General features: G+C 37.9%; 17 protein-coding genes and 1 riboswitch. Of the genes, 11 read left to right on the plus strand and 6 right to left on the minus strand.

All coding sequences use genetic code 11. From position 1 onward, the window contains the following. Positions 1-6 precede the first annotated feature (6 nt). Positions 7-1,863: a TonB-dependent receptor gene (locus tag ACJJVW_RS01715; protein WP_405250548.1), complete on the minus strand. Its 1,857-nt coding sequence runs from the start codon at positions 1,861-1,863 to the stop codon at positions 7-9. 32 nt (positions 1,864-1,895) lie between these two features. Then, a riboswitch (cobalamin riboswitch) is annotated at positions 1,896-2,102 on the minus strand. A gap of 120 nt (positions 2,103-2,222) precedes the next feature. Between ACJJVW_RS01715 and ACJJVW_RS01720 the strand changes: the two genes are divergently transcribed. The 7 genes from ACJJVW_RS01720 (at position 2,223) to ACJJVW_RS01750 (ending at position 8,899) form a co-directional block, all read left to right on the plus strand. Then, complete coding sequence (locus ACJJVW_RS01720) at positions 2,223-3,404, plus strand: ABC transporter substrate-binding protein (RefSeq protein ID WP_405250549.1); 1,182 nt, start codon at positions 2,223-2,225, stop codon at positions 3,402-3,404. After that, positions 3,397-4,422: an iron chelate uptake ABC transporter family permease subunit gene (locus ACJJVW_RS01725; protein WP_405250550.1), complete on the plus strand. Its 1,026-nt coding sequence runs from the start codon at positions 3,397-3,399 to the stop codon at positions 4,420-4,422. Before ACJJVW_RS01720 ends, ACJJVW_RS01725 begins: the two co-directional genes overlap by 8 nt. Beyond that, positions 4,423-5,214 (plus strand): ABC transporter ATP-binding protein, encoded by a 792-nt coding sequence (locus tag ACJJVW_RS01730; RefSeq protein ID WP_405250551.1) that lies wholly within the window; start codon positions 4,423-4,425, stop codon positions 5,212-5,214. A 5-nt stretch (positions 5,215-5,219) separates the two neighbouring features. Further along, entirely contained in the window at positions 5,220-5,747 is a 528-nt protein-coding gene (locus ACJJVW_RS01735; protein WP_405250552.1) for a hypothetical protein, read from the plus strand. A gap of 82 nt (positions 5,748-5,829) precedes the next feature. Next, complete coding sequence (locus ACJJVW_RS01740; RefSeq protein ID WP_405250554.1) at positions 5,830-7,065, plus strand: DUF2130 domain-containing protein; 1,236 nt, start codon at positions 5,830-5,832, stop codon at positions 7,063-7,065. 48 nt (positions 7,066-7,113) lie between these two features. Beyond that, positions 7,114-8,523 (plus strand): DNA recombination protein RmuC, encoded by a 1,410-nt coding sequence (gene rmuC / locus ACJJVW_RS01745; RefSeq protein WP_405250555.1) that lies wholly within the window; start codon positions 7,114-7,116, stop codon positions 8,521-8,523. A gap of 7 nt (positions 8,524-8,530) precedes the next feature. Then, entirely contained in the window at positions 8,531-8,899 is a 369-nt protein-coding gene (locus tag ACJJVW_RS01750) for a hypothetical protein (RefSeq protein WP_013751691.1), read from the plus strand. Positions 8,900-8,944: 45 nt separating this feature from the next. Here the strand turns inward: ACJJVW_RS01750 and ACJJVW_RS01755 are convergent, their stop codons facing one another. From ACJJVW_RS01755 to rpmH, 3 genes are all read right to left on the minus strand, one after another. Then, the gene (locus ACJJVW_RS01755) at positions 8,945-9,283 is read right to left on the minus strand and encodes a T9SS type A sorting domain-containing protein (protein WP_405250556.1); all 339 of its coding nucleotides are present in this window, start codon (positions 9,281-9,283) and stop codon (positions 8,945-8,947) included. A gap of 253 nt (positions 9,284-9,536) precedes the next feature. Further along, on the minus strand, positions 9,537-12,389 hold the full coding sequence (gene carB / locus ACJJVW_RS01760; protein WP_298327105.1) for a carbamoyl-phosphate synthase large subunit: 2,853 nt from the start codon (positions 12,387-12,389) through the stop codon (positions 9,537-9,539). Between the two features lie 106 nt (positions 12,390-12,495). Further along, positions 12,496-12,657, minus strand: a complete 162-nt coding sequence (rpmH, locus tag ACJJVW_RS01765; protein ID WP_013751688.1) for a 50S ribosomal protein L34 — start codon at positions 12,655-12,657, stop codon at positions 12,496-12,498. A 199-nt stretch (positions 12,658-12,856) separates the two neighbouring features. Here rpmH and ACJJVW_RS01770 point away from each other — a divergent pair, with 199 nt between their 5' ends. The 3 genes from ACJJVW_RS01770 (at position 12,857) to uvrB (ending at position 16,812) form a co-directional block, all read left to right on the plus strand. Then, positions 12,857-13,438 carry a DUF2892 domain-containing protein gene (locus ACJJVW_RS01770; RefSeq protein WP_298327102.1) on the plus strand — a complete coding sequence of 194 codons (582 nt, stop codon included), beginning with the start codon at positions 12,857-12,859 and terminating at the stop codon, positions 13,436-13,438. An 86-nt stretch (positions 13,439-13,524) separates the two neighbouring features. After that, positions 13,525-14,703 carry an aspartate aminotransferase family protein gene (locus ACJJVW_RS01775; protein ID WP_405250557.1) on the plus strand — a complete coding sequence of 393 codons (1,179 nt, stop codon included), beginning with the start codon at positions 13,525-13,527 and terminating at the stop codon, positions 14,701-14,703. Between the two features lie 108 nt (positions 14,704-14,811). Next, positions 14,812-16,812, plus strand: a complete 2,001-nt coding sequence (uvrB, locus tag ACJJVW_RS01780; protein ID WP_405250558.1) for an excinuclease ABC subunit UvrB — start codon at positions 14,812-14,814, stop codon at positions 16,810-16,812. Between the two features lie 54 nt (positions 16,813-16,866). Here uvrB and ACJJVW_RS01785 read toward each other — a convergent pair whose 3' ends face one another. Both ACJJVW_RS01785 and ACJJVW_RS01790 read right to left on the minus strand, forming a co-directional pair. After that, positions 16,867-17,301 carry an Hsp20/alpha crystallin family protein gene (locus ACJJVW_RS01785; RefSeq protein WP_405250559.1) on the minus strand — a complete coding sequence of 145 codons (435 nt, stop codon included), beginning with the start codon at positions 17,299-17,301 and terminating at the stop codon, positions 16,867-16,869. Between the two features lie 120 nt (positions 17,302-17,421). Beyond that, positions 17,422-17,817: a TerB family tellurite resistance protein gene (locus ACJJVW_RS01790; RefSeq protein WP_405250560.1), complete on the minus strand. Its 396-nt coding sequence runs from the start codon at positions 17,815-17,817 to the stop codon at positions 17,422-17,424. Positions 17,818-17,976: 159 nt separating this feature from the next. Here ACJJVW_RS01790 and ACJJVW_RS01795 point away from each other — a divergent pair, with 159 nt between their 5' ends. After that, a complete protein-coding gene (locus ACJJVW_RS01795; protein WP_405250561.1) occupies positions 17,977-19,350 on the plus strand; it encodes an amidohydrolase family protein in 1,374 nt (457 codons plus the stop codon). Positions 19,351-19,404 lie beyond the last annotated feature (54 nt).

The raw sequence follows: 19,404 nt of genomic DNA on the forward strand, positions 1-19,404 counted from the left end.
TTGTGTTTAAAAAGTATACGTTGTTTGTATTAAAAAGTTGCGGCCAGGATTAGGTCTAAAAGCGACCGTCTGGTAATTTGTATTCAAGACATTATTTAATTTGGTGGACAAGGTCATCTTACGATTTCCATTTTTAAAAAGCTCTGCAGTTATGCCTGCATTTGCAACAAAAGAATCTTCTACTGTTGATGTATTATCCGTTGTCGTAAATACGCTTCCATTATAAGTACCTTGAATGTATGAGCTAAGCCAACTATAATTATGACTCAAACCTATAGTTCCTTTGTTTTTAGGCACATAAATAAGTTGCTTATTAGTTTCTGCATTCTCTGCAATTGTATGGGCATATGCTGCGCTTGCTGCAAGACGATGCTGTCCTATTTTCTTATCTAATTTAAAAGAAAACTCGGCTCCATAATGCTCCGTATCTTCAATGTTTACAGGACTCCATATTCCTGCACTGTTAGGTTGCCATTTAATAAGATCGTCTGTATCTATATAAAAACCTCTTAAACCTAAAGTGACGTTGTTCTGACTTCTAGAAATCCCTAGCTCGGCTTGCTTACTGGTTTCTGGACGGATATCAGGATTACCCATAGCTCCTGGACCGGCCCAGTAGGTATCATTAAATGTAGGTATACGGTAATTGCGGGAAGCGTTGAATGAAAGCATGTACTCTTTCGCGAAAGCGTAATCCAAACCAACCCCTAGCAAGAATGGACTACGATAATCTTCAACAACTTCCTGCCTTACCTGTATTTCATAACTCAATGTCGATAGCACTTGATGTTTCCATAATGCTACGGCAGAGGCACTCCTTCTTGAGGCATTCTCGATGGAGGCCCCCGCTGCCGATATCGTGTTTATTTCTCCCAAAAACGTAAGTCTCTTGGATGAATCTATTTTTAAAGTCCCCTCATAGTTTGCTAGGTAACGAGCGGCTTTGCCTAAATCATTAAGGTCTGACTCATTGTTTGCAAAATATCTGAATTGCTCGTAAATATGAGCTAGTCTCAAGGTTCCATCATATCGCTTGCTTAGATTTTCCCAAGCTACTAAGGTTCTCGTGTTGCGATCCTCATAAGCATCATTAGATGGTGCGGTAAGCGTACCAGAAAAATTACGATCGCCTACATATGTGTTATGGTGTAATTTTAAAATTTGAGTATTATCTCCATCACTTGATAATAGGTAGCCAGCATTGAGATTGAGATCTAGATTCTCATATTGACCGTTAGCATTGAACAAATTATCTGTATCCAGATAGTCAAAATCATTTTCAGACTGCTGGAAATCGGCTCCTACGTCCACATAAAATTTGTCTGTAGAAAATCTTGTTTTTGCATGTGCTACCTGTGTATCAAAACTTCCATAACCCGCAGAAATAATAGTCTCAGCACGTTTGTAGAACTGGATTTCATTATTAAGGTGGACGCTCCCTCCTATTGCTCCTGAGCCATAAATGATGCTACCACCGCCTGCACGCACATCAAGATTATCATAATTATTAGTGGAAATGGTATTAAAATCAGTTTGACCTGTGAGCTGACTGTTTATGTTGATACCATTCCACACCACGGCTGTTTGAGAAGCATTTGTCCCTCTAAAAGACGCCGAAGAAACTCCTCCAGGACCATTTTCCCTAAAATATATGCTTGTATTATTCTTCAAAACATCTGTAAGAGATATTCTAGACTGCTGTAATATACTATCAGATACTTTTTGAATTGCAATCCCCACGCTGTGCTCTCGTAACTTTACGTCACTCAATATCACCTCAGGTAAAACTTGAAGTGTATCTATCTGTCCAACAGACGCGTGTGCATAAAGCATCGCTGCAATAAAAAGGAAAATATGTCTCATTATCTACCGCCTCTTTACCCGAGAGTCGCTTGATTTTAATTAAGAATTGTGGCAGGTCTCCTGGCTTGCTTTTGTTACACCTTCCCATCACAACACCTTGTGACAGTGGCTTTGTAGTAGTAACAAACCCATAAAGGGCTTAGCTTACAGTTGCGGGAACAGCTTCCGTTTTTAACGGAATTCCCTATTAATCCTCCGTGCTCGTGTGGCACATTAGAACCAAAATTCGGCACAAATATACATAACTAAGTTTCAGTCTATCTATAAATATTTAAAAACTAATCATAAGCTCAAGTCGGTTATTTGTAATCTTAAATGAGGGCTTGTCGCATTGATTATTTTAATGCTACTTTTGACAGATGAAGAACACTACCCTATTTCTAGTTGCTTTATTATCACTTTTCATTTCATGTAAAGAGAAGTCAAAAGAGGTTAAAAACAACGATAGCCAAGGCACTTCATTATCTATAGATTATGCAAACGGATTCTCTATAAAACAATACTCAAATCATACAATTATAACAGTTACAGAAGCATTTCCTGGAGCGCAAAATGAGTTCAAATATGCGCTAATACCAAGAGATTCATCTGGAAATAATACAGATATAGAGCAGTCTAACAAACTAGAAGAAAAGCTTAAATCACAAGGCGTAGATGCCATTCTCAAAACACCGTTAAACACTGTTGTCGTTACTTCAACCACACATATTCCGTCATTAGAAATGCTGGAGGTAGCAGAGACTTTAAAAGGTTTTCCTAATCTTAATTATATTTCTAGTCCGCTTTCGCGAAAGCGTATTGCAAACAAAGAAATTATTGACCTTGGTCAAAACGAATCACTCAATACAGAACTCACTATCGAGCTACGCCCCGAGGCAATTATAAGCTTTGGTGTAGAGGGAGAAAACAAGTCGCTCAACAGTGTAGAACGAGCTGGAATTCCTGTACTATATAATGGAGATTGGGTGGAAAAAGACCCGCTAGGAAAAGCAGAATGGATTAAGTTTTTTGGCGCACTATATGGCAAAGAGCGCGAGGCAGATAGCATTTTTAATCACATAAAAACGAACTACAACCTACTAAAAGAGCAAATAGCCACTATAGAAAATAAGCCAACAGTTTTAAGTGGCGGCATGTTTAAAGATATCTGGTATCTGCCTAAAGGTGACAGCTGGCAAGCAAAAGTACTTGAGGATGCTGGCGGTAATTACTTGTGGTCTGAGACCGAAGGAGCTGGAAGTATCGCACTAAGTATAGAATCTGTACTAGAGAAAGGACAGCAAGCCGACTTCTGGATAGCACCAGGACAGTACACGAGTTACACTAAGCTTGCGAGTGATAACCCTGCTTATGCTCAGTTTGACGCATTTAAAAACAAGAAAGTTTACACATTTGCAAAATACAAAGGTGAAACTGGCGGATTGTTATATTATGAGCTAGCACCTAACAGGCCTGACTTAGTATTGCGAGATCTTGCAAAAATCTTACATCCAGAAATGATTACAGAGGCATTTACCTTTTTTGATACACTAGATGAATAACAATAGCTACATCCCTACGTTTCTCATTCTTACGCTGGTGCTGTTAGTATGTGTACTAGCAAATCTAAGTCTAGGATCTGTTGCTATACCTATAAAGGATGTTATTGCGAGTCTTACAGGCACTGAGGTTTCAAAATCTTCTTGGGAATATATTATTGTAGATTATAGGTTGCCCAAGGCCATCACCGCGATTATTGCCGGATCTGGACTTGCGGTATCTGGATTGCTCATGCAAACACTTTTCCGTAATCCGCTGGCAGGTCCTTTTGTATTAGGTATTAGTAGTGGAGCAAGTTTAGGGGTTGCATTATACATTCTGGGAGGAACCGCTCTCGGACTTTCTACAGCACTTCTTTCTGGCAAATGGGGTCTTATTATCGCCGCAAGCGCAGGTAGTTTTCTAGTATTACTCATGGTTATAGGAGTCGCTACACGTGTAAAAGACACCATGGCATTGCTCATTATAGGTCTTATGGTAGGCAGCCTTACTAGCGCCGTAGTGAGCGTTCTAGCATACTTCAGTAAAGCCGAGGAGTTACAGCGTTTTGTTTTTTGGTCATTTGGAAGTCTTGGTGATTTATCATGGAATGGCGTTGGGATTTTGGCACTTTGTTTTGCCGCAGGATTAGTTTTATCCATCGCAAGTCTAAAATCACTCGATAGCTTTTTACTTGGCGATGCTTATGCAAAAACCTTAGGCACTAGATTCTCACGTTCAAGATTAGTTATTATCATCGCAACTAGCCTGCTAGCAGGGAGTATTACTGCCTTTGCTGGTCCTATTGCTTTTATAGGGCTTGCAGTTCCGCATCTTATTCGTCAGGTGATAAAAACCACAAGACACATTATATTATTACCAGCGGTAATTATGGGAGGTGCCATTTTAATGCTTATTTGTGACACGATTGCGCAAGTACCTTTTAGCGAATTCACGCTTCCCATCAACGCAATTTCTGCGATGGTAGGAGCTCCTGTTGTAATTTGGTTATTAGTGCGTAAAAAGAAATTACTTTTCTAGATGAATAATCCGAGTTCACATAGCATTTTACAAACTACAGATCTTTCTATAGGCTATCTGGCATCGCCAGTAAATACTGTCATTGCTAGCGACATAAACCTAAATATAAACAAAGGAGAACTCGTAGGTATTGTGGGAATTAATGGCGCTGGAAAGTCCACATTGCTCCGCACATTATCTGGATTACAACTTACTGTAAGTGGTGAGGTTACTCTTTCGCGAAAGCAAATAAAAAACATTACTCCTTCCCTACTCGCACAACAACTAAGTGTTGTACTTACTAACCAACCTATCTCAAAAAATCTATCTGTTGTCGAACTTGTAGCCTTAGGAAGACAACCCTACACAAACTGGCTGGGAACCATTTCTGATACCGATAGAGAAGTAATTATCGAGGCTCTTAAAAATACGGAGACCTTCACACTCAAAGATAAAAAATGCTACGAGCTTAGTGATGGGCAGCTGCAGCGAGTTTTAATAGCACGTGCGCTCGCTCAGAACACAGACGTAATTTTGCTTGATGAGCCTATGACACATTTAGACCTACATCACAAGGCTTCTTTGTTAAAACTACTTACGTCTATTGCCCATACGCATGGTAAAACAATATTATTCTCCACACATGATATCCCTTATGCGCTAAACGCCTGTGACAAGATGATAGTCATGAAAAGTGGTACAGCGCACTTTGACACACCATCTAGCTTGATAAGCAATGGAGTTTTTGACACATTGTTTCCTGCTGATAATGTGGGGTTTGACAGAGAAAAGCGTATCTTTTTTCTCAAATAATCTCAATGAAAAATTTTTATACAAGTATAATCCTCTTAATAATCATTACGAGCTGCTCTGGATATAGAGCAACCACAAAGCACACTACTAAGATTAATGATATACTTGTCGCGCAAGAAATAACATCAAATGAAGTCTATAAGATTATAGACACTACAAAACTCTACAAACTTGTCGCTCATTATTATAAGTATGATGAAGATAAGGTAAACGCAGTGACTACTTATAATTATAAAAAATACTTGAAGTTTTATAAAGACGGCAGGCTAGCGGTTTTTGATGAATTTGACTTGAATAATCTAGATACGCTACGAGCTAAAAAAACAGACCAAGGCTACTACGACTATAATTACAACACCCTATCTACTAGAAACTATATTACAAATAAAAATGGCAAACAGCTCTATAATCCGCAATATCAAGAGCTTGAGGGAGATACTTTATCTCTTTATTCTCAAAGTACAAAGAACGTGAGCCACTATCTTTCTGTCGATATCCCATCACATGTTTTTGTTGAAAAAGCAAACTGGTAAATCGAGTGTATGTTTACCACTTCTCCTATCTTTATAGCATATTTCCAAATATTAGGAATTACTATCAAAAATAAAGAGATCGATGACTGATAAAATCCAATGCCCTAATTGTGCTCACAACTTTGACGTAGAAGAGGCGTTATCAGGAAAACTACAGGCGCAGTTTAAAGCGCAATACGAACGTAAAGTAGCAGAACAAGCCGAAAAATTTAATGCAGAACGTGCAAAGCTTGAAAAGGAAGTAGCACTCTTTGAAGAAAAAAAAGAGCGTGAGAATGAGCTTTTTAAGGCAAAACTAGAGCAGCGCTTAGTTAAAGAGCAGGAGAAAATCGAAAAGTCAACTCAAGAGGCTTATGAGCAACAATTGAAATCTCTACAGTCTGAAAATGATAAACGCAAAGAAGAAAACCGCACATTAAAATCGGCTGAAATAGATTTACTCAAGCGTGAAAATCATCTAAAAGAACAAGCAGAAGAGTTGCAACTCACCATGCAAAAACAGCTGCTTGAAAGTCAAAAAGATATAGAGGATAAAGCCCGAGCAAAAGAGCGTGAAGCTATGTTCCTTAAAGAAAAGGAATTTGAAAAGAAGTTAAACGATCAAAAGAAGCTGATAGACGAGATGAAGCGCAAGGCAGAGCAAGGAAGCATGCAAATGCAAGGAGAAGTGCAGGAACTTGCGCTAGAAGAACTACTTGCTCACTCCTACCCTTTTGACAATATTACGGAAGTAGGTAAGGGAATACGTGGTGCAGATTGTATTCAAAATGTTGTTAATAGACTCCAGCAACAATGTGGTTCTATCGTTTATGAAAGTAAGCGCACTAAGAATTTCTCAAACGACTGGATAGAAAAACTCAAGCAAGATCAAATACAATGTAAGGCAGACATTGCCGTGATTGTGACAGAAACGTTCCCTAGCGATATGGATCGTTTTGGAGAGAAAGATGGTGTCTGGATTTGTGGTTTTCATGAGGTGAAAAGTGTCTCATTTGTACTGAGAGAGATGCTCATTAAAACACAGTCAGTAAAATCATCTGACGAGAATAAAGGAGATAAAATGGAGCTTCTTTATGGATACCTTACTAGTAATGAGTTTGTGCAAAACATAAAACGCATAGTAGAGAACTACGATGGCATGATCAATCAGCTCAACTCAGAGAAAAAAGCGATGCACAGAATATGGGCATCACGTGAGAAGCAAATCTGGGTGGTACAAGAAAATATTTCGGCCTTATTTGGTTCTATAAAAGGGATTGCTGGTAACGCGCTAGAGACATCTTCCGTACTAGATTTACCAGACACTCAGATAGATTAACCCTAGTAAATAGACATTCTCAATATATCTTATCACCTCTATTATTATATGGATAACACACTTCTTTTTATTATCATTGGTTGCCTGGGCATTCTCGTAGGAGGACTATTAGGATTTTACATTGCAAATCTTAAGAAGAAAGGACAGTTTATAAGTTTACAAGAACGACTTCACAATGAGCAAGAGAAGGTAGTTGAGGGTAAGACCGCTTTCGCGAAAGCGCAACAAGAAACCACATCGCTTAGACAAGAAAGCAGCAATCAGCTTCAAGCATTACGCGCTGAAAGTGAGAAGCAAATAGCTTACATAAGAGAGGAAAAAGATCAATTTCAAAATGAGCTTACTGCGCGTGATGTTGCCTATGAGAATCTCAAACTCCGCATGGATGAGAAGACCAACGAGCTAGAGCAATTACAAGAAAAATTTACCAAGGATTTTGAAATTATAGCTAGTAAAATACTCGATGAAAAGTCGAATAAATTCACGCTACAGAATCAAAAAAATATTGACAGTATACTAAAACCTCTTCAGGAAAAAATTGAAAAATTTGAACTCAAAGTAGAGTCTACTAACAAGGAAGCAATACACAGAAGTTCTGCCTTACATGAGCAAATTAAAGGCCTCACGGCTCTTAATGAACAAATGACTAAGGAGGCAAATAACCTTACCAAAGCACTCAAAGGAGATAGTAAGATGCAAGGTAACTGGGGAGAACTTGTACTAGAAAGAGTACTAGAAAAATCTGGTCTTGAAAAAGATAGAGAATATTTTATACAGCAGAGCTTTACTACAGAAGAAGGTAACAGAGTATTACCAGATGTGGTGATTCACCTTCCAGATAACAAAAAAATGATTGTAGATAGTAAAGTCTCGCTTCGCGCTTATGAGCGATTTGTAAATGAAGAAGAATTACATCTACGTGACACTCATTTAAAAGATCATGTAGCTGCTCTAAAACGTCACATACAACAGCTAAGTGATAAAAATTACCACGATCTTTACCAGATTGAAAGTCCAGATTTTGTATTACTTTTCATCCCTATTGAACCAGCATTTGCGGTGGCGATAAACTATGACAATCAATTATATAATCAGGCTTTTGAAAAGAACATTGTGATTGTTACTCCATCTACGCTGCTAGCAACATTGCGCACCATCGATTCTATGTGGAATAATGAGAAGCAACAACAGAATGCGTTAGAGATTGCAAAGCAAGCCGGAGGGTTATATGATAAATTTCATGGGCTAGTGACCGATTTAACTGCTGTAGGCAAAAAAATGGACGATGCTAAGACAGGATATTCGGCAGCAATGAATAAACTTGTAGAAGGAAACGGAAACCTAATTACACGCGTTGAAAAATTGAAAAAAATGGGAGCAAAAGCAAAGAAACAACTTCCAGAAAACATCGTTAATCGTGCTATTGCAAGTGACGACGATATAACTTTAATAGAATAAATCAATTATGAAAAAAATATTATTTGTAGTGTTAACCACCATATTTCTTATGGCTGCGGGATGGTTTGCATTTATATACTACGTGCCCTATAGTAAAGGAACTCGCGCTGGAGAACTTATAAAATTCTCAAATAAAGGAGTAGTTTTTAAAACTTGGGAAGGCGAGATAAGTCAAGGTATAAGTGGCGCACAGATATTTAGTTTCTCGGTATTAGATCAAGAGAAAGAAGCTATTGAAGCGCTTAATGAATATCAAGGGCAATATGTGAAGCTAGAATATATAGAACGATTTGGGACATTTTCTTTTTGGGGAGATTCAAAGTACTTTGTCACAAAAGTAATTCCAGAACAATCACCACATTTTAATAGACAATAAAAAAAGCCGCAAATTGCGGCTTTTTTTATGAGTATGATTTTAGTGCTAGTTTTTAACTAGTCTCTTGGTAGTCGTACGCTTACCATCTGTAAAAGAAACTATATAAATACCCGCTTGTAATCTCGTTATATCAATGTAATCATCATTTCCAGTGATGCTTTTACTCAGCATGGAATCTCCTAAGATATTATAGATTTCGACCTTAAGTTTGCTATCAGAATCATTAGAAATTTGAACTTTATCAATCGCAGGATTAGGATATATTGACACCACTTCTGCTAGAGAAGTTTGGCTTACATTATCAACCTTTTTATAGTTATTTTGAGCAACAACCGTACTTACCGATAGGAAAAAGAAGCTCAATAAAAGTAATTTTTTAATCATCAATGGGGGAAAATTAATTGTCTGTGCTTACAATATAAGATTGATTTTTTTAAAATCTTGTCATTGAAAGAATAAACCTACAATTATATTACAATAGCACGTCAAAATGCAAAATTTTTAACAATATTAAGCAAAGAAAGTAAACATTATACTCTCATGTACAGCCTGTTAGTTTTAGTTCTTACCAACAGTTTAGCACAAAAAAAGCCTACTTAATCAAGTAGGCTTTTTCAAAATTATTATGAGATAATATTTAATTACTCAAGTACATTTTTCTACGAGCATATAGGTCATAAAATGCATCATCTCTTAAGTTGTCAATAAAGAGTATACTTTCTCCAGTACTCTTCATTTCTGGCCCTAAATTTTTATTCACATTAGGAAATTTATTGAAAGAGAATACTGGTTGCTTGATCGCATATCCTTCTAGTTGCGGGTTAAAAGTAAAGTCCTTTACTTTTTTAGCTCCTAGCATCACTTTAGTTGCATAATTTACATAAGGCTCTTTGTAAGCCTTAGCAATAAATGGAACCGTACGAGATGCACGAGGATTTGCCTCTATAATAAACACCTTATCATCTTTAACAGCAAACTGGATGTTTATAAGACCTACCGTATCAAGAGCTAGTGCAATTTTTCTAGTGTGATCTTTTATTTGCTCCATTACAAGATCTCCCAGATTAAAAGGAGGTAAGGTAGCGTTAGAGTCACCAGAGTGAATACCACAAGGTTCTATGTGCTCCATAATACCGATGATGTAAACATCTTCGCCATCACAAATAGCATCTGCCTCTGCCTCTATAGCTCCATCTAAGTAGTGATCTAATAGTAATTTATTATTAGGGATTTTACGAAGTAAATCTACTACGTGCTCCTCAAGTTCATTGTCATTTATTACAATCTTCATTCCTTGCCCTCCTAAAACGTATGAAGGTCTTACAAGAATTGGGTAATCAAGTTTTGCAGCTACAGCTAGAGCCTCATCTGCTGTTTCGGCAACGTCAAATTCTGGGTAAGGTATATTAAGATCTTTTAAAAGTGTAGAAAAACTTCCACGGTCTTCAGCAAGATCAAGTGCTTTATAGCTTGTTCCTAAAATTTTGATACCATAACGATCTAATTTTTCAGCTAACTTAAGCGCTGTTTGCCCTCCTAGTTGAACAATTACCCCTTCTGGTTTTTCATGACGAATAATGTCATAAATATGCTCCCAGAATACTGGCTCAAAGTAAAGTTTATCTGCAGTATCAAAATCTGTAGACACCGTTTCTGGATTACAGTTAATCATGATTGTTTCATAACCACACTCTGCAGCTGCCATCACACCGTGTACACAGCAGTAGTCAAATTCTATTCCTTGACCTATACGGTTAGGACCAGAACCTAATACGATAACCTTTTTCTTATCTGAAACAATACTCTCATTGTGAGTTGTTAATGTTCCATCTGCTAGCTCTACATCATTTTCAAAAGTAGAATAAAAATAAGGAGTTTTTGCAACAAACTCTGCTGCACACGTATCCACGAGCTTAAATGTTCGGTTTACACGTAGTTCATCACGTTTAAATGTTACTTCGCTTTCTAAGCATCCTAACATGTGTGCAATCTGACGATCTGCAAACCCTTGTTGCTTAGCTTCCATAAGTAAATTTCGCGGAAGCGTATCTAATTTATATGTAGAAATTTCTTTCTCCATTGCATACATTTCCTCGTATTGCTTAAGGAACCACATGTCAATTTTAGTAATCTCATGAATACGGTTTAATGGAATACCCATCTGGATTGCATCATAGATTACAAATACACGATCCCAACTCGCATATGTAAGCTTCTCTATAATCTGGTCATAGCTTTTATAGCCTTTACCATCTGCTCCTAACCCATTACGCTTAATCTCAAGTGATTGTGTCGCTTTGTGTAATGCTTCTTGAAAAGAACGACCTATACCCATCACTTCTCCTACAGATTTCATCTGTAAGCCAAGTGTGCGATCACTTCCTTCAAACTTATCAAAATTCCAACGTGGTATTTTTACAATAACATAATCTAAGGTAGGCTCAAAAAGCGCTGATGTAGACTTTGTAATTTGATTATCCAGCTCATCAAGGTGGTAACCTATTGCTAGCTTAGTTGCAATTTTTGCAATAGGATATCCAGTTGCTTTAGATGCTAGTGCAGATGATCTTGATACACGTGGGTTAATTTCAATCGCAATAATCTCCTCTTCATTATCCGGATTTATTGCAAATTGTACATTACATCCTCCTGCAAAATCACCTATACTACGCATCATATGGATAGCCATATCACGCATTTTTTGATAAGTCACGTCAGAAAGTGTCATTGCTGGAGCTACTGTTATAGAATCTCCAGTGTGGATTCCCATAGGATCCATATTCTCTATCGCACAGATGATTACTACGTTATCATTTGCATCACGTAATAATTCTAGCTCATATTCCTTCCAGCCTAAAAGAGCCTTATCTATCATCACCTCATGTACTGGCGATGCTTCTAGACCATGTGAAAGTAATTTATCAAAATCTTTTTCTTCAAATACAAATGAAGCTCCTGCTCCACCTAGTGTAAATGAAGAACGTATCACTAATGGAAAACCAAACTCTTGCGCAATCTCTTTTCCTTTTAAGAACGAGTTTGCACTTGCTTGTGGTGCCATCGGTATACCTATGTCGCGCATTAAGTTTTTAAACTGATCGCGATCTTCTGTAATATTAATCGCAGCAATATCAACACCTATAAGTTCTACACCAAAGTCTTTCCAAATCCCTTTTTCGTCTGCTTCAATACAAAGGTTAAGCGCAGTCTGTCCACCCATTGTAGGAAGTACAGCATCTATCTGGGGATGTTCCTTTAAGATTTGAATAATTGACTTCGTATTTAATGGTAATAAATACACATGATCCGCCATTGTCGGATCAGTCATAATAGTCGCCGGGTTAGAATTGATAAGAATAGTCTCAATACCATCTTCTCGTAAAGAACGTAAAGATTGGGATCCAGCATAATCAAATTCACACGCTTGACCAATGACTATAGGCCCTGAGCCTATAAGTAGAATCGATTTTAAGTTTTGATTTTTAGGCATTTACTTAATTTTTTTCTAATGTTTTCTAAAATTAGGAACTTACAGGGTATAAAAAAAGGTGTTGCTTAAAAAAAGCAACACCTTATATATACATCTTAAAGATGCATTATTTTTTGTGACGAGTTTCAGAAGATACACTGATTTTCTTTCTTCCTTTAGCACGACGACGTGCTAAAACTTTACGACCGTTTACTGAAGCCATACGCTCTCTAAAACCGTGTTTGTTTCTTCTTTTTCTTTTTGATGGCTGAAACGTTCTCTTGCTCATTTTGTATCTTCTTTAAGGTCTTTATAAGACCGCCTTTAATTTCTTTTTATTACAGCTCTCTAAGCTGGGCGCAAATATACGAGAAGTTTTTACTTCTGCAAATGGAAAAATGAAAATATTTTATCTCCTTTTGTATACCTTTGCAATCGCCTCACAGAGTCAGGCAAAAATAACAAATCATTCGACCTAAATACAATATATGTTCAATAAAAATATCAAACTTGTTCTTGCCCTAGCCACACTGGCCGCTGCTGTATGGCAGTTTATTGAAAATGAAATAGGAAACGGCATCATGCTCTTACTATTAATGGGAATATTTATATTCTTATACTTTAAGAACGAAATTATACTCCTAGCCTTCTTACGCCTACGTAAACAAGACTTCCCTGGAGCACAAAAATGGCTCGAAAAGATTAAAAACCCAACCACTGCACTCGTAAAAAAGCAAGAAGGATATTACAATTACCTACAAGGATTAATGGTATCACAAACTAATATGAGCCTTGCCGAAAAATATTTTAGAAAAGCTATAGAGCTAGGTTTATCTATGGACGCAGATCTTGCAATGGCAAAACTGAGCCTTGCAGGTATAGCAATGAGCAAAAATCGCAAGCGAGAAGCACAAGTTCTTATGAAGGAAGCAGAGTCTCACGATAAGCACAACATGCTAGGTGAACAACTCAAAATGATGAAAGAAAATATGAAACGTGCGGGTAACCAACCTAAACAACAGTATGGACAGCGCACATCTGCCCGTGCTGGAAGAAGACAAGGGAGATAACATCCTCCTTATTATTATTTAGAAAAACGTGTATTTGATTTCGCTTTCGCGAAAATTTGAGATTTCCCAGTGTCATCTACTATTATATGAAATCAGATTTCCTCACCTACCAAGCGCAAACCACTCCGCATCCACTAGCGATGGAAGTAGCACGTGCAGAAGGAAGTTATATATATGACACTGCAAACAAAAAATATCTAGATTTTGTCGCTGGAGTTTCTGCTTGCAGCTTAGGACATCAACATCCTAGAGTAAAAAAAGCAATTACAGATCAGCTCGATAAATACCTGCACGTAATGGTTTATGGAGAATACGCACAATCTCCAGCCGTACAACTCACAAAACTTCTCGCACAACATCTTCCTGAGCCACTAGAGAGCACGTATCTCGTAAATAGCGGCACAGAAGCGATAGATGGAGCTATAAAACTCGCAAGACGAGCAACAGGAAGAACAGAAATAATTGCTGCCGTAGATGCATATCACGGTAATAGCTATGGAGCGTTAAGCTTGATGAGTAATGAAGAGCGCACTGCGCCCTTCCGCCCTATGATAGGTGATGTCGCTTTTATTAAGTTTAATTGTGAGCGTTATCTTGAACGTATAACAGAAAAAACAGCAGGTGTTGTCCTCGAGACAATCCAAGGTGGAGCTGGTTTTATAGAACCTACTCATCATTTTCTAGCAAAAGTAAAAGCACGATGTCAGGAAGTTGGCGCCCTACTGATTTTGGACGAAATTCAGCCAGGAATGGGTCGCACTGGCAAACTCTTCGGTTTTGAGCATTATAATGCAGTTCCAGACATTCTTGTTACTGGAAAAGGATTAGGTGGCGGTATGCCTATAGGCGCATTCACTGCTTCACGAGAGATCATGTCTTTGCTTTCAGATAATCCAAAACTTGGTCATATCACCACTTTTGGCGGTCACCCAGTGATTGCAGCTGCTGCACTTGCCACACTGCAAGAAATTACAGAGAGCAACCTAATGCAAGAAGCATTAGAAAAAGAACAATTAATTAGATCACTACTAGTTCACCCGCTTATCACAGAAATACGTGGCCGCGGACTCATGCTTGCTGCCATGACACCTTCGGCAGAAATTGCTTCTGAAGTTATCCTCAAATGCCAAGATCGCGGATTGATTTTATTCTGGCTACTTTTTGAAAGTACTGCCATAAGAATCACACCTCCACTTACCATTTCTATGGATGAGATCAAGGAAGGTTGTGAGATACTTTTAGGTGCTTTAAACGAGGTTCACTAAGCACTTTCCCTGTAAATAGCATAAGTTTCATTTTTTCTAACATTTCATTGGGAGTGTCACGCTTTCGCGAAAGCGTAAAAACTCGTAATTTTATAAAAAATTCTGCTCTTGAAATTTAAACTTGAATCACCCTTTAAACCTACTGGCGATCAGCCCACTGCTATTAAATCACTAGTAGACGGCGTTAATGCAAAAGAAGCTTACCAAACGCTGCTAGGTGTGACCGGAAGTGGAAAGACATTTACCGTGGCAAATGTGATTCAAGAAACGCAAAAACCCACACTGGTTCTTGCGCATAATAAAACACTTGCTGCCCAATTATACAGCGAGTTTAAAGCATTTTTTCCAAATAATGCCGTAGAGTATTTTGTTTCCTACTATGATTACTACCAGCCAGAAGCATTTATTCCTTCCTCTGGAGTTTATATTGAAAAAGATCTTTCTATAAATGAGGAGATAGAAAAAATGCGATTGAGCACCACTACTTCCCTACTCTCTGGGAGGCGTGATGTGATTGTGATAGCTTCTGTTTCTTGTTTATACGGTATAGGAAACCCTGCCGAGTTTCAAAAAAACATTATTGAGATTAAGCAAGATCAAGTAATCGCCCGCACCATGTTTCTTAAGAAACTAGTGCAAAGTTTATATTCTAGAACGGAAAGTGAGTTTAACCACGGAAATTTTAGAATTAAAGGAGATACCGTAGAGGTTTTTCCTGGGTATGCAGATATGGCGTTTAGAATTCACTTTTTTGGTGATGAGATTGAGGAGATTGAAGCCTTTGATCCAGCATCTGCAGAGGTGATTGAGAAGTACTCGCAATTGCGCATCTACCCTGCAAATATGTTTGTGACCTCGCAAGATGTACTCCAAGGAGCTATAAATCAAATAGGCGAGGATCTTACAAAGCAAGTTGGCTTTTTTGAAGGCGTAGGTAAACACCTAGAAGCAAAACGCCTTGATGAGCGAACTAATTTTGACCTTGAGATGATACGCGAGCTAGGCTATTGTTCAGGAATAGAGAATTACTCAAGATATCTTGATGGACGTGAGCCAGGTACTAGACCGTTCTGTTTATTAGACTTTTTTCCAGACGACTATTTAATGGTGGTAGATGAAAGTCACGTAACTGTCTCTCAAGTAAGTGCTATGTATGGAGGTGATAGAAGTAGGAAAGAAAACCTAGTAGAATACGGTTTTAGACTTCCTGCAGCAATGGATAACAGACCTCTTAAATTTGAGGAATGGGAAGCTATGCAGAACCAGGTCATCTACGTATCTGCAACTCCAGCAGATTATGAATTACAAAAAACCGAAGGAGCTTATGTTGAGCAAATCATTAGACCGACAGGCTTACTAGACCCTATTGTAGAAGTACGTCCTTCCCTTAATCAAATAGATGATCTTATAGAAGAAATCACAAAAGTCACGGCCCGTGATGAACGTATCCTTGTCACTACCCTTACCAAGCGTATGGCAGAGGAACTTACAAAATATCTAACGCGAATCGACATAAGAACCCGCTATATACACTCTGATGTAGACACGCTAGAACGTGTAGAAATCATGCAAGATTTGCGTAAAGGATTATACGATGTTCTTGTGGGTGTAAACTTATTAAGAGAAGGACTGGATCTTCCTGAAGTCTCTCTAGTAGCGATACTAGATGCAGACAAGGAAGGTTTTTTACGTAGTAATAGGTCACTCACACAAACGATAGGTCGTGCTGCCCGTAACATAAACGGTAAGGCGATTATGTATGCAGATAAAATTACTCGCTCTATGCAAGAAACCATAGACGACAGTAATTACCGTAGGCAAAAACAAATAGACTACAATACCAAGCACGGATTGAGCCCGATGGCAATTAAAAAATCGCTGGATAATGCGATGACTCAAAAAGAAGCTTATAAAATAGAAGCCGAAGAACTTGTAAACCTAGCTGCCGAAGATGCTCAAGAGTATCAAACAAGGCCGCAGATTGAAAAGAAAATAAGAAGCACTCGTAAAGCTATGGAAGCTGCTGCAAAGGAGCTTGACTTTATGCAGGCTGCAAAGCTCAGAGATCAAATTAAGGTCTACCAAGATAAACTTAAGGAACTCGCATAAATAAGAAAGGGTCTCCTTACGGAAACCCAATCTCAAACTAACCAACTTAAATTGTTATGCTATCTCGATTAATCGAGATGGCTGCACACGTGCTTCCTCACGCTTAGGCAATCCTATTGCAAGAATACCATCTACATATTCGGCTGTTATTTTTGCTGTATTTACAGACTCAGGTAAGTTGAACGAGCGCTTAAACGAAGTGTAATTAAATTCTCTTCTCGTAAATTTCTGAGTTTCTGCAGTCTCTTCATCTTTTTTAATTTCAGAAGAGATTGTGAGCAAATCATTATCTAACTGAATATTAAAGTCCTCTTTCTTGAGACCCGGAGCAGCTACCTGCACCGTAAAGGAATCATCCTTCTCTATAATATTTACAGAAGGTGTTGCAGTTGCAAATGTGTTTGTTCTTCCACCTAGCCAGTCAGTATTCAATAATTCTTCAAAAACTGATGGTAAATATGGAGCTGTATTTTTTCTAACTAAAGTCATAATTATAAATTTAAAGTTTAACTGATTCTGCTATGGGTTAGGCAAATTCAGTTCCAATGTAAATTTTATGACGTTTTGACCGATTTACAGTATTTAATACTGCCTTTTTGTCAATTATCGTTAGTTGTAGAATCTTTTAAAAATCTCAACAAGACGATGAGAAGGAATTATTTTATGCTCATAATCTCCCATTTCACTTAGGATTTGCAGCACTGCTTCTGCCCTGATACCTAGCTTTAGCCCGTAATTGCGTAGCGTATCAATTTCTACAAATTGAGTTTCCTCATCTACATTCATCACCAATAGAAGCCTATGAAACTGCGTGAGGCGTTGCATTTCTGTCTTATACACCATCTTATCTTGAGGACTTTTTACAAGCGCATCAACCTCATCTTTTGATATTCCCATGCGTCTTGCAACCATAAGTATAAAATCATACTCGCGTTCATGTAAGTGATTATCTGCTTTTGCCATGAGCAACATATCAGATATAATTTGGAGATTTTCGGAGTTCATAGTATTTCTTTAAAGCGCAATGTAATTGATAATTTAGAGCGAGCGACATCCCTCCTATTAATAGTTGGCTATTTTGTAATTTTAAGACTTAGCTTTGAGGAACTATGCTTTCGCGAAAGCGTAACAATAAAACCACCTAAAACAGACACCATCAATCACATGAAGTATATATACTCAACCATAGCGATACTTTTACTACTAGTAAGTTGCAAGCCTAAGGATACAAAACCAGCGTATGACCTCAAGATAAGCAATGTCTCCATTATAGACGAAAATGGAGCGCTAAGTAGTAATAAAAATGTGTATCTCAGTAATGATTCGATTTATAAAATTGAAGAGATAAGCACTCTTTCTGATGATAAAGATGGTAATGTAATAGACGGTAGTGGTAAGTTTTTACTTCTTGGGTTTTGGGATAATCATACTCATTTTCGCGGAGGCGAAGCTCTTATTCCGCAGAATGAAAAATTTCTTGAACAATTTATAAAATATGGAATTACAACGGTGCGAGATGCTGGAGGCGATCTCACTACCCAAGTACAGCAATGGAATGAAGAAATAAAAAACAAAAAGCGCATGGGTCCTACTATTTATACATCTGGACCTAAACTAGATGGAAAAAATGCTCGTTGGGCAGGTTCTATAGGCGTGAATACAGACGATGAGATAAGCAAAGCACTAGATTCTTTGCAGCAACTAGGCGTCGATTATGTAAAACTTTATGATAGTACGATCGCTAGAGATACCTATCTATCCATAATAACACAAGCCGAAGAGCGCGGAATGATTACCTCCGGGCACATGCCTTTTACCGTGACACTAGATGAAACCATCACTGCTGGAATTGATAATATTGAACACCTCTATTATATTTTAAAAGGATGCTCTTCTCGTGAAAAAGAGATCACTCAAGACATAAAAGATGGAAAGCTAGGGTTCTGGGGAAGCATGGAACAGCTTATAGCAAGCTATGATGAGGAAACAGCACAAAGTACTTTTGAGAAATTAAAAAGCAACAATGTGCACGTCACTCCTACTTTATACATAGGCGATGTGCTGAGTTATATGGACGAAGTAAATCACAGCGATGATGCTTATTTAAAAACGCTAGATGCAGATTTTATAGCCACTTATGAAGGAAGGAATAGAGGCGCTCTGAATGCAAGTCCAAAAGCTAAGCAAGATAGAAAAGAGCTACAGCAATTTTTTCTAAAACTCGTTGCTTCATTAGATAAAGCTGGAGTTAATCTCCTTTCGGGATCAGATAGTGGCGCTTACAACTCTTACACTTATCCAGGACCATCGTTACATGGAGAGTTAGAAGAAATGGTAAGGGCTGGCATCTCTCCAGCAAATGCAATTGCAACGATGTATCAAGGTGCAAATTTTTTACACAAGAAAGGCTATCATCTAGCTGCAGGTAACAAAGCAGATTTAGTGTTGCTTAATAGTAATCCGCTACTAGACATAAGCGCTACACAAGATATACATCTGGTGATTAAGGATGGTACAATCGTACATACTGAAAAATAGATTTATAAGCTTATTCACTTATAAATATACTTTATAAGCATATACACTTATAAA

Origin of the sequence: Dokdonia sp. Asnod3-C12 (assembly GCF_045063975.1) — a bacterium.
In the GTDB taxonomy this organism is placed as follows: domain Bacteria; phylum Bacteroidota; class Bacteroidia; order Flavobacteriales; family Flavobacteriaceae; genus Dokdonia.

Bases quoted from the DNA above. Each gene is read 5' to 3' on its own strand.
- ACJJVW_RS01740 (WP_405250554.1), top strand. From the start codon at position 5,830: ATGACTGATAAAATCCAATGCCCTAATTGTGCTCACAACTTTGACGTA.
- ACJJVW_RS01770 (WP_298327102.1), top strand. From the start codon at position 12,857: ATGTTCAATAAAAATATCAAACTTGTTCTTGCCCTAGCCACACTGGCC.
- carB (WP_298327105.1), bottom strand. From the start codon at position 12,389: ATGCCTAAAAATCAAAACTTAAAATCGATTCTACTTATAGGCTCAGGG.
- ACJJVW_RS01750 (WP_013751691.1), top strand. From the start codon at position 8,531: ATGAAAAAAATATTATTTGTAGTGTTAACCACCATATTTCTTATGGCT.
- ACJJVW_RS01775 (WP_405250557.1), top strand. From the start codon at position 13,525: ATGAAATCAGATTTCCTCACCTACCAAGCGCAAACCACTCCGCATCCA.
- ACJJVW_RS01725 (WP_405250550.1), top strand. From the start codon at position 3,397: ATGAATAACAATAGCTACATCCCTACGTTTCTCATTCTTACGCTGGTG.
- ACJJVW_RS01735 (WP_405250552.1), top strand. From the start codon at position 5,220: ATGAAAAATTTTTATACAAGTATAATCCTCTTAATAATCATTACGAGC.
- ACJJVW_RS01730 (WP_405250551.1), top strand. From the start codon at position 4,423: ATGAATAATCCGAGTTCACATAGCATTTTACAAACTACAGATCTTTCT.
- ACJJVW_RS01755 (WP_405250556.1), bottom strand. From the start codon at position 9,283: ATGATTAAAAAATTACTTTTATTGAGCTTCTTTTTCCTATCGGTAAGT.
- rmuC (WP_405250555.1), top strand. From the start codon at position 7,114: ATGGATAACACACTTCTTTTTATTATCATTGGTTGCCTGGGCATTCTC.
- ACJJVW_RS01715 (WP_405250548.1), bottom strand. From the start codon at position 1,863: ATGAGACATATTTTCCTTTTTATTGCAGCGATGCTTTATGCACACGCG.
- ACJJVW_RS01795 (WP_405250561.1), top strand. From the start codon at position 17,977: ATGAAGTATATATACTCAACCATAGCGATACTTTTACTACTAGTAAGT.
- rpmH (WP_013751688.1), bottom strand. From the start codon at position 12,657: ATGAGCAAGAGAACGTTTCAGCCATCAAAAAGAAAAAGAAGAAACAAA.
- ACJJVW_RS01790 (WP_405250560.1), bottom strand. From the start codon at position 17,817: ATGAACTCCGAAAATCTCCAAATTATATCTGATATGTTGCTCATGGCA.
- ACJJVW_RS01785 (WP_405250559.1), bottom strand. From the start codon at position 17,301: ATGACTTTAGTTAGAAAAAATACAGCTCCATATTTACCATCAGTTTTT.
- ACJJVW_RS01720 (WP_405250549.1), top strand. From the start codon at position 2,223: ATGAAGAACACTACCCTATTTCTAGTTGCTTTATTATCACTTTTCATT.